The organism is Beggiatoa leptomitoformis (genome assembly GCF_001305575.3).
GTDB classification, from domain to species: domain Bacteria; phylum Pseudomonadota; class Gammaproteobacteria; order Beggiatoales; family Beggiatoaceae; genus Beggiatoa; species Beggiatoa leptomitoformis.
Map to the genome: position 1 here is coordinate 3,642,467 of NZ_CP012373.2, position 15,077 is coordinate 3,657,543.

Sequence of the window (15,077 nt, forward strand, 5' to 3'; positions counted from 1 at the left end):
TCTATGAATACAGATGTATTTTTTACAACGGAAGATGGACAAATCAAGTTAGAAGTTGCTCTTGAGAGTGAAACGGTTTGGTTAACACAAGACCAGATGGCTACACTTTTTGAAAGGGCAAAGTCCACTATAAATGAACACATCAAGAATATTTTTAAAGATGGTGAACTTGAGGAAAACGATTCAACTAGGAAATTCGGAAATTCCGAATTTATGCAAAAACCAACAAGTTACTACAATCTCGATGTCATTATCTCCGTTGGCTATCGTGTTAAATCAAAACGCGGGATTCACTTTCGTCAATGGGCAACAAAGATTCTCAATCAATATTTAGTTCAAGGCTATGCGTTAAACCAAAAACGCCTTGAAAAATATAATATTGAAACTGAACAACTCATCTCGTTATTATCATCAACACTGACTAATCAAACGTCGATGACACTTGAATGTCAATCAATTTTAAGCGTAATTAGCGACTACGCAAGAAGTTGGTCAACTCTTCAAGCTTATGATGAGCAAAGCCTAACGGATAATAAAACTGAACAAACAAATATGGCTTCTATCTCGTTTCAAGAAGCGTTAGAGGCAATTGATTTATTCAAAGAAAATCTTATTGCTAAAGATGAAGCAACGCCTTTCTTTGGTCAATTACGCAATCAGGGGTTAGAATCTGCATTAGCAACTATTGAGCAAGGCTTTGGTGACGATTTATTTTATCCTAACATAGCGAGTCGTTCTGCTAACTTACTATATTTTATCATTAAAAATCACCCATTTGTTGACGGAAATAAACGTATAGGCTCGCTTTTATTTGTGCAGTATTTACAACTTAATCAAGATTTTTTAGCAAAACCTGTCGAACAGCTCATTAACGACAATACATTAACGGCTCTTGCTTTGTTAGTTGCTGAAAGTAAAGCTGAACAAAAAGAATTAATGATTCGCTTGATTGAAAATTTAATCACGCTAAACAAATAAAGCTGTTTTTAGAAAGATAACAATTCAAAAAATCAATGTTCGGGCATTAACGCTTCGCGCAAACGCTGTTTAAATGCTTTCATTACAGGTTTAGGGATAACTTCTTCAGCATGAATTCGTTGCTCATGAACATCTTGCAAGATTTCTGTTGTGATTTGTTGTCTTGCTGAGGCTATTAACGGGTGCAGGCGAGCATCTAACAATTCACCTTGTTGGTCTTTAATCACATCATAAATAGCGGTTAATGCAGTTTGTTCTTCAATCCCCATTTTGCACTTGCTATCTAAAATTTTCAGCATAATCGCTGTGGTACAATCAATGTGTATGGGTTCAAACGTGCTTGTTTTTGCCCAAAGGGCGGCGGGATGTGCGATGGTCATGAAAAACTTTCCTTCATATAGCACGGTGAAGGTGCGTTGAATACACACCATCAGTGCTATTTAACAGTTATTTGCGGTGTATTACGCTTGTTTAGCTATTTCAGCACGGACTTTGTCCATGTCTAAGGTTTGGGCTTTTTGCACAATTTCTTGCAGTTGTACTTTAGGTAATGCGCCTGCTTGCGAGAAAATGATAATTTGGTCACGAAATATCATAAGGGTTGGAATAGAACGAATTTGAAAATGTGTCGCTAACTCTTGTTGCTCTTCTGTGTTGACTTTTGCAAAGACAACATCAGGATATTCTTCTGCAACTGCTTCATAAGTAGGCGCAAATGAAAGGCATGGCGCACACCAAGGAGCCCAAAAATCAATAAATACCGTGCTGCTACCTGTGACGACCTCTTCAAAATTGTCCGCCGTTAATTCAATAGTTGCCACAATAGTTCCTCATGTTGTTTAGGTAAATAAAACGAATATGGGTATAAAATTACTACAGTTTTATAAAAAGCCGATTGCCTTATTACATAAGCAAGACGGTTTTACGTTATTGGAGTTGTTAATCGCGTTAGCCATTTTTGCGGTCATTGCGGTTTTGGCGTATGGCGGTTTAAGTGTTGTGTTAGATGTTCGTGCGCAAACTGACCTGCAAGCAAAAACATTGGCTCAGTTGCAATTAGCTTTGAGCTTGTTGGCGCGCGATGTAGAGCAAGCAGTAAACCGCCCTATTCGCAATAAATATGGGGATACTGAATCTGCATTCATAGGCGAACCAACATTTATCGAGTTTACACGGGCAGGTTGGCGGAATCCAACACAATCTACGCGAAGCACATTACAGCGCGTGCGTTATTTTTGGCATGAACAGCAGTTGTGGCGGTCATATTGGTTGGTATTAGACCAAGCACAAGACAGTCAAGCAGAAACAGGGGTGTTATTAACAGATATAACCAATTTACAAATCCGTTTTTTAGATAATCGGTTGCAGTGGCATGAGCAGTGGCCACCTGACGCACAAGCTGTTGTCACGCAAGTTGAAAATGGTGAAAAATTAGACCCGTTGGCATTAAAGGCTATCGAGCTTGTCTTAACCGTAAAATCATGGGGAAAATTAACCCGTTTGTTACGGGTGGCAACTATCGCGGGGCAGACGCAAACAAAGCAGGATGTTCAATAGCGGTGTTGTTTATATTTGTTTTTTTAAATTATGAACCTGTCTTTTTTGGTGATGTTGTTGTACTTGTTATTTCTAAACGAAAATTTTTAAACCAGCCATCTTGGGGAAGAAAATGAAGGGCGATGTTATTATAGGTTTTTGTGCTAAACCAAACATCTGAAAATCGAGTCGCATCGGGGGTAAATATAAATAAAATCACAACTACACTTAGCATTGCACCAGATGTTTGATAGTTTTTGTGGTCTAGTAATTTAAAGGCAGTACCTGATGATTTTTTTAGCCGTTTGTTCATTAAGTCAACGCTGGATAATTCATCTAGGGATAAATGGATAATAAAACCGACAAAGATAAATAGACCTATAGACCATGATAGTAATGCGTCTAAAAAGAAAAAGTGGTAGCACAGTGTTGTTGTGCCAAACCAAAAAAATAACCCTGCGATTAGCGAATGAAATACGCCACGATGCACGCTAAAATCTTTAAAAATCTCCATAAATAGATAGCGAATAGATAAATAAGTTAGCCACCAAATAATCCATAATTCCACAATGGAATAATGTGGGGCTTGGCTGAACATAACGATGAATGAAAAAATAATCGCATAAGTTGTAAAGATAATTTTAATGGCGGTGGAGTTCTCCGAATCAATATCGGGCAAAATCCCGCCTAGTGTGCCAGCCAGCCATAGCAACATAACTTCTTGTGGCGAAACCGCACCAGCCCCCAAATAGGCGGTGGCTAATAATCCACTGCTAATGGTTGCAACGGAAATATGTGTATTAAAATTAGCCATTTAATATATGCCCTACCTGCAAATATCTTATTTTTCTTAATTTATTGAATGTTGTTATCAATAACACCAATTGTGTTTTTTAAAGTATTCCATATAAAAGCATAATGCCAATACAACATTATGTCGGGAGATTATTATAAATGGGATACATTCCATCTGTCGCTATTACTGAAAAAGTGATTAAACCTGCAGTTTTTATTTTATGCTTATTACCATTAGGTTTTATTCTATTTACTGCCCTCCATCATGTAAATCCAATAGAGTTTTTTTTAGACCAAACAGGGTTGTGGACATTGCGATTATTGCTGATAACCTTATGTATTACACCGTTGCGTAAAATAACTAAGTGGAATGGTGTGTTAAGGTTACGACGGATGTTAGGTTTGTATAGCTTTTTTTATAGTGTGTTACATGCGACAACCTATGTTATATTTGACCAATCTGTTGATATATCTTCTATTATTAAAGATATTGCGGAGCGTCCTTTTATCATGGTCGGTTTTTTGGCATTTATATTGCTGATTCCTTTAGCAATCACCTCAACAAATGCAATGATTAAACGCTTGGGGGGAAAACGTTGGCAAGCCTTGCATCGTTTTGTGTATTTGATTGGTATTGCTGGTGTTTTGCATTTTTGGTGGTTGGCGCAATCTAAAGCAAATTTAGGCGAACCATTTATTTATGCGGTTTGTATGGCACTGTTATTATTAGTTCGTTATCCACCGATTATGGCGAGAGTTGCTAAATCATAAAACGCTACGATAGAAGCTCGTATGAATCAAACCATTTCACCTGATCAAGCCACTGTACTTGTCGTTGATGATGCACCCGAAAATTTAAGTATTTTATCTGCTTATTTGGAAGACACAGGCCTAGATGTCATGACGGCATTAAGTGGTGAAGAGGCGTTATCATTGGTGACACGGATTAAACCCGATTTAATCCTGTTGGATGTCATGATGCCTATCATGGATGGTTATGAGACCTGTCGACAGTTGAAAAAAAATGAAGAAACATCAGATATTCCTGTTATTTTTGTAACCGCATTGATGGATATGGAAAGTAAAGTTAAATGCTTTTCCCTTGGTGCAGTGGATTATTTGGTTAAACCCATTCAACGCAGTGAAATATTAGCCCGTGTTCATACACACATCATTATCAGTGCATTACAAAAACAATTGTTGGTGCAAAATAATCAGCTCTATCAACAGCACGAAGTCTTGGATAGTTTTACCCGTATGGCGGCACATGAGTTATTTCCGCCACTGGTTAATATTGCAAATGCAATTAGTGAGTTAAAAAACTATCGTAACACGACCAACACAGAAACCGAACAATGTTTGATGATGTTGGAAGATGCCCACAAGCAAGTGTTGCAAGTTGTAGATAATTTATTGAATAAAAGACCTTATTTAAATTAATTGACGGTTAAAAATCACTAAAGCCTGTATTTTTCTGATGAGAAATACAGGCTTTTTGCGTTCGACAACAAATAATATTTTTCTTATGTAGCGTTATATACAAAACTATATAACGAATCGTACAATGTTATATAATATACGAGGCTTTTTAGTTAAATATCTTTTATATTTAGTTAGTTAAAAGTAGGTATAAAAATTGCTGTTTGGATAATCTGGGTAATGGGATATTAAACAAGGACAGAACGATGCTTGTTAAAAAATCGGTGTTAGGTAGTTTTATCATTGGGTTATGCACTTGTACGACAAGTTTTGCAGAACAAAACAATGTGTTTACGCTGGGTGTGGTTGAAGTCAGTGCAACAGCGGAAACAGAAAATGTGGGTAATATTGAACAAATTCCGCAAGAAACATTGCAAACCTATGAGCGCGATACTGTTAGCGAGGCCTTAAATCTAAGTTCGGGGATTACGGTTGCAAGTATTGGGGCGCGCAATGAGCAGATTGTTTCTATGCGGGGGTTTGATTTACGTCAAGTTCCTGTTTTTATGGATGGGATTCCTATTTATGTGCCGTATGATGGCTACGTAGATTTAACCCGTTTTACGACATTTGATTTAGCTGAAATTCAAGTTTCTAAAGGTTTTAGCTCGGTTTTATATGGCGCAAATACGTTAGGCGGTGCAATTAATTTGGTCAGTCGTCGCCCTGAAAAAGCTTTTGAAGGTGATGCGGGGGTTGGTATTCGTTTAGATAGGTCTGGCGATTTTGAGGGACATCAGGAATATTTAAATTTAGGCTCAAATCAGGAAACTTGGTATATACAGGCTAGTGCATCTAATTTAGACCGTGATAGCTATAGTTTATCTAGTGATTTTGTTGCTACTAAAACAGAGGATGGTAAAGAGCGCGAAAATTCCTATCGTACCGACCACAAATTTAATCTAAAGCTAGGTTATACGCCTCAAGCAGGACATGAGTATTCTTTAAACTATATTAATCAAAAGGGTGAAAAAGGTACGCCACCTTATACGGGCGCGTTTTCCAGTGTAACACCGCGTTATTGGCAATGGCCGTATTGGGATAAAGAAAGTTTATATTTTATTTCTAATACGCAATTAACGGATAAAACCAATTTAAAAATCCGTTTATATTATGACCAGTTTGAAAATTCTTTATATAGTTATGATGATGCAAGCTATAGTACCATGACAAAACGTTCTGCTTTTCGTAGTTATTATGATGATGATACCTATGGTGCAAGCAGTGAGTTAGGCGTGCAGTTAAGTGATGTCAATACTGTCAAGTTTGCTTTATCTTTTAAAGCCGATAGACATCGTGAGCATGACGCAGGCGAGCCTGAACAGACGTATAAAGACCAAACCAGTTCGTTTGCTGTAGAAGATACCTATCAAGCACATGAAAAAGTGAAAGTTGTTGCAGGTGTCAGTTATGACCGACGCGAGAATAAACAAGCGCAAGATTATAGTACGGGTGAATTGCTCGATTTTGCTGATGCGGGGACAAAAGACGCATGGAATCCGCGAGTCGGGATATTTTACGATGTTTCTGATACAGCAATTGCACGGTTTACCGTCGCGCGAACAACCCGTTTTCCTACCATTAAAGACCGTTATTCTTATCGTTTAGGCTCAGCAATTCCTAATCCTGATTTAGAACCAGATGTCGCTATGCAGTACGAGCTAGGCTATAAAGACATTTTGGCGGGTAATACCGAGTTGGATACTGCAATTTTCTATCAAGATATTCAGGACTTAATTCAGCAAGTGGACATAAGCCCTAATGTGTATCAATTGCAAAATATTGATAAAGTTAAACGCTGGGGATTTGAACTGGGGTTAGTCAGCCATTTAAGCACTCGTTTAGATATTGGCGGCAATTACAGCTTTTTAGACCATGATAATGAAAGTAATCCTGATATTTATTTAACCAATGTCCCCAAGCATAAATTTTTAACTTACGCGCAGTGGCGAATCACCGAGCCTTTGAGCCTGATTGCCAGTGTTGAATACAACGCAAAACGCTATAGCAGTAGTGACGGTTTACGTATTGCCGATAGCTTCACGATAGCTAATCTCAAAGCCGCTTATCAATGGCAGCAAGCCAGTGTCGAAATGGGTGTGAATAACTTGTTTGATAAGTTGTATGAGTATGACGAAGGCTTTCCTGAAGCAGGTCGGCAATATCTTTTTAATCTCCGTTATCGTTTTTAATTCGACTATCGTTATATAGTTAATTATATAGCGTTTTTTCAAGGTGTTGTATGCAAAGAAATAAATTATATCTGATCATGACAGGTCTTTGTTTAAGTCCGCTGACTGTGTGGGCAGAGGATGTACAAGTTTTACCCACGGTTGAAGTAGAAGAAGCACTAACAATGGTTTATAGCAGCGATAAAACCATACTTCCTGCAACACAAGCCATAGAAAATAATAAAGGTTTATTATCTGATGTGGTTAAACAAGCGGTGGGTGTGAGTTTGCAAGGCAGTAGTGAAGTCGGAAAACAAATTACCATTCGTGGACGGGGCTTACGCGGTACAGCTATTTATCAAGATGGTATCCGTATCAATGAATTACATGATGACCCAACCAATTTAGTCAATATAGACAATCCCAGTGTTATTACGGTTTATCGCGGTGCATCGGCTGCTTATTTAGGACAAGGTGCATTAGGTGGAGCGGTGGTTGTTGAACAAACGATGCCCCGTTTTGCCAAATTGGGCGCGGTAGCCAGTGATGGCGCACTGTCGATAAACAGTTCTTTTGGAAGCCAAGAAGGCATTCGCACCGCATTAAACGCAAATGTGATGAATGACCACTGGTCGTTAAGCGTTGCGGGTAGTGCAAGCGATTTTCGGGATTATGAAGATGCCAATGATAATCTTATTAATCACACTGATTTTGATAGTCAATCCATCAATGTACGTTTAGCGTATCAATTGCAACAAGGACAAGTGTTGTTCTTACAAGGGGCGCGCAATCTGGCAAATACCGCCGATGCGTCGACCCGCCTTTTTAATAAAACCATGCAATTGTATCAATATACAGACAGACCTGAAAATCAAACCCAATTACTCAGCATGGGCTATCAAGGGCGTGATGTCGCAGGCTTTGAAAAAATTTCTGCTGAATTATTTGGCGGGAATATGACTTATAACATCAACGCATCGTTTGAAAATCCTGACCCGAATAATTCGCAAATTGTCCGTGCAACAGATATTCGTGGCGCGAAAGCCAATGTACAACGTCGTTATGCAGACCATTTGTTACAGGCGACATTTAAATACCAAAATGACGAGTTAAGCCCCCGTTTTCGCAACTATAATCGTCAAAAAGCTCAATGGAACGCATGGACATATCCACCGGGTATTCAACATGCCGAAAATACATCAACCTTTTTAAGTCTTGGGGATGATGTCGTGTGGGGACAATGGCTAGTGAATGCAGCGATGAGTTACGAACATTATCGACGTGAGGTGACTGCAAATACGGCCGCAATTTTTGGTGACAAAATAAATACCGACCACACAGATAATTTAGTCGCGGGTTCATTGAAATTGTCTTATACCCAATACGCATGGCTAATACCCTACGCAAAAATAGCAAATGCTGAACGTGTGCCATACGTTAATGAACAATACGGTAATAATCCTAACGGCACATTAGCCCCGAATCCGTACTTAGATAATGAAAAAGTCATTAACTACGAGTTAGGCATAGAAGGCAGTCATGGCGAGGCTGAATATGGTTTTTCTGCTTATTACGCAGATTACACTGACTATATTCAACTGACACTCACGGGTGAAACTGTCAGTGCAGGGACGGTTAAACAAAATCAAAATGTTAGCAACGCAACCATTCAAGGGTTAGAAATCTGGGGGCGTTATAAACTCTTGAGTAATCTAAATCTTAATGCCCAGCTCACTTATACCCATGGGCAAAATGATGATTTAGATGAACCACTTGCTTTTATGCCACCGTTAATGGGTTGGATGGAAGCAGAATATTCTCCCACAGAACACTGGACGGGCGCGCTCAGTGTTTGGGCTGTTGCTAAACAAGACCGTGTTGCAAGCGCGACCGCTGAACCCAGCACCGCAGGCTATGCGTATTTAAACAGCCGTGTTAGTTATCAGTTACCGACACCACAATATTTAAACACGTTAAAAGTTGGGTTTGCTATTAATAATTTATTTGATAAACAATACCGTGAACATTTAACCACGCCGTCGACCGACCTCAATTATTTAATGCCCGAAGCAGGACGGACTTATCAATTGAACCTTTCAGCGACATTTTGAGGATAACAATATGCGGTGTGGGATTTTTTGCTTTTTCGAAAATTGGCACAACGATTTCCGTCTCGCCTATCAAGACCAATTCGCCCTCCTGCAATATGCGGACGAATTGGGGTTTAATGAGGCATGGTTGGCTGAACATCATTTCAATGCAACAGGGGCAAGTCCGTCAATTTTCCCCTTATTAACGCATGGATTAGCAATAACCCGACAAATACAAGTTGGTGCAGCCGCCATTTTATTACCCTTTCACCACCCGATTCAGGTTGCGGAAGATTTAGCGACGATAGACTTATTAAGCGACAACCGCTTATTAGTTGGTGTTGCGCGGGGAGGCCCTTTTCCCCTGCAAAATAAACATTTTGGGGTATCCGAAAACGAGGCGCGGGGGCGGTTGTTAGAATGTTTAGCACTGGTTGAAAGTCTGCTTTATCAAACGAATGTGACCTTTAGCGGGCAATATTACCAAGCGGAAGAAGTGACCATTTACCCGCGTCCACAACGCAAAATTCCTTTTTATCTTGCTACAGGCAGTGAAAACGGCGTGCGGTATGCCGCCGAACAACATTATGGTGTGATGGGTGGACAACCTTGGTCATTAGATAAATTACAAGAAGTTATCCAACAGTATCGCCATGTAAATGCCAGCGGCAGCGATAAATTTACGGTATTACGCGCGTTTTACGTTGCCCCAACCCGCGAAGAAGCCTATGCCATTGCGCAACCAATGTTAAATCATGTCGCAGGACAAATGCGTCATTATTTCCAAGCGACAGGTAATCCGTTGCAAATGGATACCCCACAATTAGCAAATCGTTTATTAGAAAATGCCATTGTTGGCAGTGTAGTGGATTGTCGGGAAAAATTACGCCACTTAAAAGAGAGTGTACAACCCCAAAGTGTAGTGCTACGCCCCGCAGCGCAAACGCTAACACAAGGTCGCCACTGTTTACGTATTTTCAAGGAAGAGGTTTTACCCTATGTATAGATTAATTCTGGTTTTTTCCCTTGCCTGTTTGGCCATGACGTTGCCCGCGCGCGAAGTTACCGACGCAGACGGGCGCAAAGTAACTGTACCCGACACGGTTAAACGGGTTTATGGCGCATCGCCACCCGTTACCTATTTACTTTACGCCTTTGACCCCGCTGTTGTGATTGGCTTAAATTTTCCCTTTAATGCGGACGAAAAAAGTGGATTAGACCCTAAATTTACGGCACTACCCGTTGTGGGTGGCTGGTTTGGGCAAGGGATGACTCCAAATTTTGAAGAAGTATTGCGCCAACGTCCTGATGTGATGCTGGTTTGGCGTAACCACTTTTTACATCCTAATGAAGGTAAGGAATTTATTGAAGGTTTACCCATTCCGTATGTGGCAATGAATTTCGATAAGTTAGCCAATGAAATCGACAATATTCGCGTAGTAGGCGATGTTTTAAATCAACCTGAACGCGCACAAGCTTTGTTAGCCTATGCAAGACAAACCCTAGAAACCGCAGAGAAATTTCGGATGCAACAAGCGGATAAATCTGCAATTCGCGTGTACTATGCTGAGTCGCCCGATGGATTACAAACTGAATGCCAACAATCGTTTCATGCAGAACTGATTGAATTAGCCGGTGCGCAGAATGTTCACCAATGCGTGCAAAAAAATTTATACGGACGCGAACAGGTGTCAATGGAGCAAGTTCTACAATATAATCCTGCGGTTATCATTGCTTTTGAACCTGCGTTTTATAAAAATATTTGGCAAAATCCAAGCTGGCAACTTATTGATGCGGTGAAACAAAAAAAGGTTTATTTAATTCCCCGTCGTCCTTTTAACTGGTTTGACCGTCCGCCCTCTTTTATGCGTTTTATGGGTTTGCAGTGGCTGATGGCAAAACTTCATCCTGAAGACTATAAAATTGATTTAATAAAGGAAACCCGTGATTTTTATAAGCTCTTTTTACGGATTACCTTAGATGAAGCGCAAGCACGGGATGTATTGGGGGAAGAAAAATAGCGGGTTTGAATTTTCGTCTTTTTTGTCTGAATGAGGATTTTTAAAGGTTAAGATAAACAGTGGATAACACTGTCTGTAGCGGTGGCATCCGCGAAGGATTTATTAACAGGGTTATGCTTGCAAGCATCTGATTAATAATGCGGGTTATCTGTGTATCTGTAAATCCTGATTCAGGCAGTCTCTCAAATGTATAAGCGTCATAAGCCATGAATAATTTTTTAATTATCTTAATATTAGTCTTAGTCCTTCTACTTACCGCTTTATTTTCCCTGACGGTGGGGCGGTTTGCGTTGAGTTTAGCGGATATCAGTCATGTTTTTTTATATCACTGGCTTCCTGATGAGAAATTGTTGTCAGCAGAAAACTTTGCTTTATACGACAATATTTTATTTAACATACGTTTACCTCGTATTATTGCAGCAATGCTTATCGGTGCTGCACTTGCGGTTTCAGGAACGGCTTTTCAGGCGATTTTTGTAAATCCTTTAGTTTCCCCCGATATACTTGGCGCGCTTGCGGGTGCATCATTCGGTGCAGCCTTAGGAATTATCACGACAGACAGTTGGTTTATGGTGCAATTCAGTGCGTTTGGTTGTGGCATATTGGCGGTTGCTGTTGCGCTGTTTATTGCCCGCATTTTTCCTGAAGCCCCGTTATTAATGTTGATATTGGGTGGAATTATCAGCGGTTCGCTTTTTACTGCCTTACTTTCCATCGTTAAATTTTTAGCCGACCCTTATAACCAATTGCCTGCCATTGTTTATTGGTTAATGGGAAGTTTGGCTAGTATTGATAAAAGCACGGTTTATTGGCTCAGCTTTCCCATGCTAACGGCTATTATTGGGCTTCTTTCATTAGGGCGACACCTTAACATTTTAAGTATGGGCGATGATGAAGCACGTTCGTTGGGAATAAATGTTTCACGAATTCGGTTATGGACGATTTTGATGGCAACCTTGCTGAGTGCTTTAACCGTTGTGATGGCGGGAATGATAGGTTGGGTTGGTTTAATTATTCCGCACATTACGCGCTTATTAGTAGGACACGATAACCGAATATTATTACCCGCCAGTGCGTTAGTTGGCGCATTATTTCTCTTACTGGTTGATAACTTATCACGCACAGTTTTTACCGCTGAAATTCCGTTAGGTATTATCACGTCATTGGTTGGAATTATTGTTTTTATTGTAGTTTTACGCAGCACACGACAGGGGTGGACATAATGGCTTTACTACGCGCTGACAACTTACATTTTGCTTATCAAAGCCAAAAACCGATTTTACAATCCGTGTCTTTTTCATTAGAAGAAGGGCAAATTTTATCGTTATTAGGTCCTAATGGCAGTGGAAAAAGTACGTTAATCAAATTGTTACTGGGATTGTTAGAGCCAACAGAAGGCGGTGTTTTTATTGATGAGCAACCGTTAATTAATCTTTCACATCAGAATATTGCTCGTAAAGTCGCGTATGTGCCACAAGTGCATCATCTGTCTTTTGCTTATCGGGTGATTGATGTTGTGGTTATGGGGCGCATGGCACAAAAGAACTTTTTTTCTCCTTATTCTCCTGCTGATTATGCGTTTGCAGAAACTGCATTGGATAGCTTAGGTATTCTACATTTAAGCGACAAAATTTATACCCGTATTTCTGGCGGTGAACGTCAATTAGTGCTGATTGCCCGCGCATTAACGCAGGGTGCAAACGTGTTTATTATGGATGAACCTGTCAGTGGTTTAGATTATGGTAATCAAATCCGTTTATTAGAATCTATTCATCAGCTTGCTCATACAGGTTATGCGTTTATTCAATCCACGCATTTTCCTGACCATGCTTTATGGGTTGGTGGGGATGTGTTGGCACTTCATCAGGGAAAGATTATTTATCAAGGAATTGCACAACAAGCGATTAATCCGAAAACGATTAAGACCTTGTATAATATAGATGTTGAAATGCACCACTTAGAAAATGGTAATCAAGTGTGTATGCCACGTTTAGCTATTCATTAATAATGTGTTTGGGGTGGCAGTGGTTGCGAATCATGATGGTTATGTTGTTCGTGTTGGCATTACATGCCGTCGCGTTTTGGCAGTTGTTAAATCGTGTATCGCAACCTGCCAGTATTCCTGTTACTGCTCAAACGATTCGTGTCCGTTTGTTTAGCCCCGCACCCGTCGCGCCAGTGATGCCTGCCCCTGCTATTGTTGCACCACAACTTGTTGAATCTGTAATTAAACCTCCAAACGCTCAAACACAAGTCGCTAAAAAAACGCCTATCCTGAGGGAAAGAACTAAACCCCCTGAAAAATCTATTCAGAAAACGGTTTCCGCCATTAAATCGGTTAAACCCGTGATACAAAAAATGGATTTACCCGCGCCTGTTCTTCCGCAATCCTCATCATCTGACAAGCCCGCAGAAACGCATATACCTGTATCCGCGCCCGCGCCCGTTCTTTCACAATCGCTTGTAAAATCACCCGTAAAGCCTACGATGGTGATAGAAACAACCCCACCCCGTTTTGATGTGGCTTATTTACGTAATCCGAAACCAAAATATCCCTTGTTATCAAATCGGTTACGTGAAAAAGGCGTTGTTTTTTTAAAAGTGAAGGTAAACACTGCTGGATATGCAGAGCAGATTTTAGTTGATAAATCTAGCGGTTATGACCGCTTAGACCAAGCAGCAAAAGAGACGGTGCAACAGTGGCGATTTGTACCCGCTCGTGAAGGTGAGCAGGTAATGAGTGCGTGGGTAATTGTGCCAATTGAGTTTACGTTAAAACAGTAATGTTATAGTGAATGGCGGAGTTATTCTATGTAGGGAAAAAATCAGTTTGTTCTATCGTCAGTTGGAATATACGAAAATAGGGATAACACCGCTCTAACCAGTATTATCCGTGCAAGCTCTTATTTAAATAACGTTGTTATGAACAGACTTAACAGCATTCTTGCTCAAGTTGCCACAGTAATTTAAGCGCGTCTTCATCTGCACATTGTTCTAAGTAGGCATAGAGATTATTCATCTGGCTGCCAATAAAATGCAGGTTGTCTTGTTGCATCCGTGCTTGTTGTTCGCGCTTTTGTTTAAAATACAGATGCCATTGTTTATCTCCATTTCCTGTATCAACATGTTTTTCTAGCAGATTAATTAAACTATCAGCTTTCTCATCACAACTAATTCCTATAAAGCTGACATAACGGTCTGTCTGTTCGGCTGCGCTATTCATAAGGGTTCTCCTGATTTTTAACAAAATACGTTTAGGAGTCTATCGTAAATAGAAATGCAATTCTGTCAGCTAGCTGACATTCCTTTTGCCAATTGCGCTAAGTATGTAAGATTGAGGAGGGTTAGACATTGACGGTCTGCACGATTGAGTATTCCTTCTTTTATCATGCGGTTAATAATCGTGGAAAAAGTTTGGCGGGTTGTGCCTAATAAGCTTGCAAGAATTTCTGTATTACCAATGAGTTTTATTGTGGTTTGTTTCTGCTCGTTATATTCCATTAGTAAATATCGTGCTAAGCGTGCTTCTACGGAACGAAAGGCAAGGTCTTCAATAATATCTAGGGTGTTACGTAGCATAGTACCAATTTCTTGCATGGCAGAAACGGCAATTTCTGGTTTAACGGACATGAGGGCTTTGAGTTGTCTAATGGGCCAGCTCATGATTTCTGTATCCGTTACGGCTTCAATCCATGCGCGCGTATGTGTGACATAAATGCTATTTGGTTTTAAGTAACCAATGGTTAGTTCTTTATTATCAGCACAGAGAAAAACTCGCGCTTGACCTTGTTGAATCACAAAAAATTGGTCTGCCGTTTTTTCTGGGCGAGAAATAATTTCCCCAGCGACATATACCCGCGCTTGTCCTTCTTCTAGCGTTGGTAACCAAATGTTATGGCTGGGGTGCATATATTGCTCCTACCGTTTGAGCTTTATGGGCGGGTATAAAAATAACGGTCTTGATAATTCTCGTTATTGATGTATCTGAAATGTTAATTCAGATAGAT

General features: G+C 40.1%; 16 protein-coding genes. 11 read left to right on the forward strand and 5 right to left on the reverse strand.

The genetic code is table 11. From position 1 onward, the window contains the following. Window positions 1–3: 3 nt before the first annotated feature. Window positions 4–978, forward strand: a complete 975-nt coding sequence (locus tag AL038_RS15430; RefSeq protein ID WP_062154312.1) for a virulence RhuM family protein/type II toxin-antitoxin system death-on-curing family toxin — start codon at window positions 4–6, stop codon at window positions 976–978. A gap of 32 nt (window positions 979–1,010) precedes the next feature. Here the strand turns inward: AL038_RS15430 and AL038_RS15435 are convergent, their stop codons facing one another. Together AL038_RS15435 and trxA are read right to left on the reverse strand one after the other, a co-directional pair. Continuing rightward, the gene (locus tag AL038_RS15435; protein ID WP_062154314.1) at window positions 1,011–1,358 is read right to left on the reverse strand and encodes a hypothetical protein; all 348 of its coding nucleotides are present in this window, start codon (window positions 1,356–1,358) and stop codon (window positions 1,011–1,013) included. An 81-nt stretch (window positions 1,359–1,439) separates the two neighbouring features. Next, complete coding sequence (trxA, locus tag AL038_RS15440; protein ID WP_062154316.1) at window positions 1,440–1,799, reverse strand: thioredoxin; 360 nt, start codon at window positions 1,797–1,799, stop codon at window positions 1,440–1,442. A 37-nt stretch (window positions 1,800–1,836) separates the two neighbouring features. On the opposite strand from trxA, the gene gspJ reads away from it, so the two are divergent. Beyond that, window positions 1,837–2,535: a type II secretion system minor pseudopilin GspJ gene (gene gspJ / locus AL038_RS15445; protein ID WP_062154318.1), complete on the forward strand. Its 699-nt coding sequence runs from the start codon at window positions 1,837–1,839 to the stop codon at window positions 2,533–2,535. Window positions 2,536–2,563: 28 nt separating this feature from the next. On the opposite strand, the gene AL038_RS15450 is transcribed toward gspJ, so the two are convergent. Further along, entirely contained in the window at window positions 2,564–3,328 is a 765-nt protein-coding gene (locus tag AL038_RS15450; protein ID WP_062154320.1) for a metal-dependent hydrolase, read from the reverse strand. Window positions 3,329–3,468: 140 nt separating this feature from the next. Here AL038_RS15450 and AL038_RS15455 point away from each other — a divergent pair, with 140 nt between their 5' ends. The 9 genes from AL038_RS15455 to AL038_RS15495 all read left to right on the forward strand — a co-directional run bounded on the left by AL038_RS15455 (window position 3,469) and on the right by AL038_RS15495 (window position 13,854). After that, window positions 3,469–4,080, forward strand: coding sequence for a protein-methionine-sulfoxide reductase heme-binding subunit MsrQ (locus AL038_RS15455; protein WP_062154322.1), 612 nt, complete (start codon window positions 3,469–3,471; stop codon window positions 4,078–4,080). 21 nt (window positions 4,081–4,101) lie between these two features. Continuing rightward, window positions 4,102–4,749: a response regulator gene (locus AL038_RS15460; protein WP_062154325.1), complete on the forward strand. Its 648-nt coding sequence runs from the start codon at window positions 4,102–4,104 to the stop codon at window positions 4,747–4,749. Window positions 4,750–4,994: 245 nt separating this feature from the next. Continuing rightward, window positions 4,995–6,980, forward strand: a complete 1,986-nt coding sequence (locus AL038_RS15465) for a TonB-dependent receptor plug domain-containing protein (protein WP_062154326.1) — start codon at window positions 4,995–4,997, stop codon at window positions 6,978–6,980. Window positions 6,981–7,030: 50 nt separating this feature from the next. Beyond that, window positions 7,031–9,070 carry a TonB-dependent receptor gene (locus tag AL038_RS15470; RefSeq protein WP_062154328.1) on the forward strand — a complete coding sequence of 680 codons (2,040 nt, stop codon included), beginning with the start codon at window positions 7,031–7,033 and terminating at the stop codon, window positions 9,068–9,070. A gap of 10 nt (window positions 9,071–9,080) precedes the next feature. Then, entirely contained in the window at window positions 9,081–10,055 is a 975-nt protein-coding gene (locus AL038_RS15475) for an LLM class flavin-dependent oxidoreductase (RefSeq protein WP_062154330.1), read from the forward strand. Next, window positions 10,048–11,070, forward strand: coding sequence for an ABC transporter substrate-binding protein (locus AL038_RS15480; protein WP_062154332.1), 1,023 nt, complete (start codon window positions 10,048–10,050; stop codon window positions 11,068–11,070). Before AL038_RS15475 ends, AL038_RS15480 begins: the two co-directional genes overlap by 8 nt. Window positions 11,071–11,276: 206 nt before the next feature. Then, a complete protein-coding gene (locus AL038_RS15485) occupies window positions 11,277–12,293 on the forward strand; it encodes a FecCD family ABC transporter permease (RefSeq protein WP_062154334.1) in 1,017 nt (338 codons plus the stop codon). Continuing rightward, window positions 12,293–13,075 (forward strand): ABC transporter ATP-binding protein, encoded by a 783-nt coding sequence (locus tag AL038_RS15490; RefSeq protein ID WP_062154336.1) that lies wholly within the window; start codon window positions 12,293–12,295, stop codon window positions 13,073–13,075. Before AL038_RS15485 ends, AL038_RS15490 begins: the two co-directional genes overlap by 1 nt. A gap of 32 nt (window positions 13,076–13,107) precedes the next feature. Next, complete coding sequence (locus tag AL038_RS15495) at window positions 13,108–13,854, forward strand: energy transducer TonB (RefSeq protein ID WP_062154338.1); 747 nt, start codon at window positions 13,108–13,110, stop codon at window positions 13,852–13,854. 148 nt (window positions 13,855–14,002) lie between these two features. Here the strand turns inward: AL038_RS15495 and cowN are convergent, their stop codons facing one another. Together cowN and AL038_RS15505 are read right to left on the reverse strand one after the other, a co-directional pair. Beyond that, window positions 14,003–14,293 (reverse strand): N(2)-fixation sustaining protein CowN, encoded by a 291-nt coding sequence (cowN, locus tag AL038_RS15500; protein WP_062154340.1) that lies wholly within the window; start codon window positions 14,291–14,293, stop codon window positions 14,003–14,005. 65 nt (window positions 14,294–14,358) lie between these two features. Then, entirely contained in the window at window positions 14,359–14,979 is a 621-nt protein-coding gene (locus AL038_RS15505; protein ID WP_062154341.1) for a Crp/Fnr family transcriptional regulator, read from the reverse strand. Window positions 14,980–15,077 lie beyond the last annotated feature (98 nt).

Coding starts and splice junctions, on each gene's coding strand:
- gspJ (WP_062154318.1), top strand. CDS start 1,837: ATGGGTATAAAATTACTACAGTTTTATAAAAAGCCGATTGCCTTATTA.
- AL038_RS15470 (WP_062154328.1), top strand. CDS start 7,031: ATGCAAAGAAATAAATTATATCTGATCATGACAGGTCTTTGTTTAAGT.
- AL038_RS15430 (WP_062154312.1), top strand. CDS start 4: ATGAATACAGATGTATTTTTTACAACGGAAGATGGACAAATCAAGTTA.
- AL038_RS15505 (WP_062154341.1), bottom strand. CDS start 14,979: ATGCACCCCAGCCATAACATTTGGTTACCAACGCTAGAAGAAGGACAA.
- AL038_RS15455 (WP_062154322.1), top strand. CDS start 3,469: ATGGGATACATTCCATCTGTCGCTATTACTGAAAAAGTGATTAAACCT.
- AL038_RS15450 (WP_062154320.1), bottom strand. CDS start 3,328: ATGGCTAATTTTAATACACATATTTCCGTTGCAACCATTAGCAGTGGA.
- AL038_RS15465 (WP_062154326.1), top strand. CDS start 4,995: ATGCTTGTTAAAAAATCGGTGTTAGGTAGTTTTATCATTGGGTTATGC.
- AL038_RS15475 (WP_062154330.1), top strand. CDS start 9,081: ATGCGGTGTGGGATTTTTTGCTTTTTCGAAAATTGGCACAACGATTTC.
- AL038_RS15460 (WP_062154325.1), top strand. CDS start 4,102: ATGAATCAAACCATTTCACCTGATCAAGCCACTGTACTTGTCGTTGAT.
- AL038_RS15480 (WP_062154332.1), top strand. CDS start 10,048: ATGTATAGATTAATTCTGGTTTTTTCCCTTGCCTGTTTGGCCATGACG.
- cowN (WP_062154340.1), bottom strand. CDS start 14,293: ATGAATAGCGCAGCCGAACAGACAGACCGTTATGTCAGCTTTATAGGA.
- AL038_RS15435 (WP_062154314.1), bottom strand. CDS start 1,358: ATGACCATCGCACATCCCGCCGCCCTTTGGGCAAAAACAAGCACGTTT.
- AL038_RS15485 (WP_062154334.1), top strand. CDS start 11,277: ATGAATAATTTTTTAATTATCTTAATATTAGTCTTAGTCCTTCTACTT.
- AL038_RS15490 (WP_062154336.1), top strand. CDS start 12,293: ATGGCTTTACTACGCGCTGACAACTTACATTTTGCTTATCAAAGCCAA.
- AL038_RS15495 (WP_062154338.1), top strand. CDS start 13,108: ATGATGGTTATGTTGTTCGTGTTGGCATTACATGCCGTCGCGTTTTGG.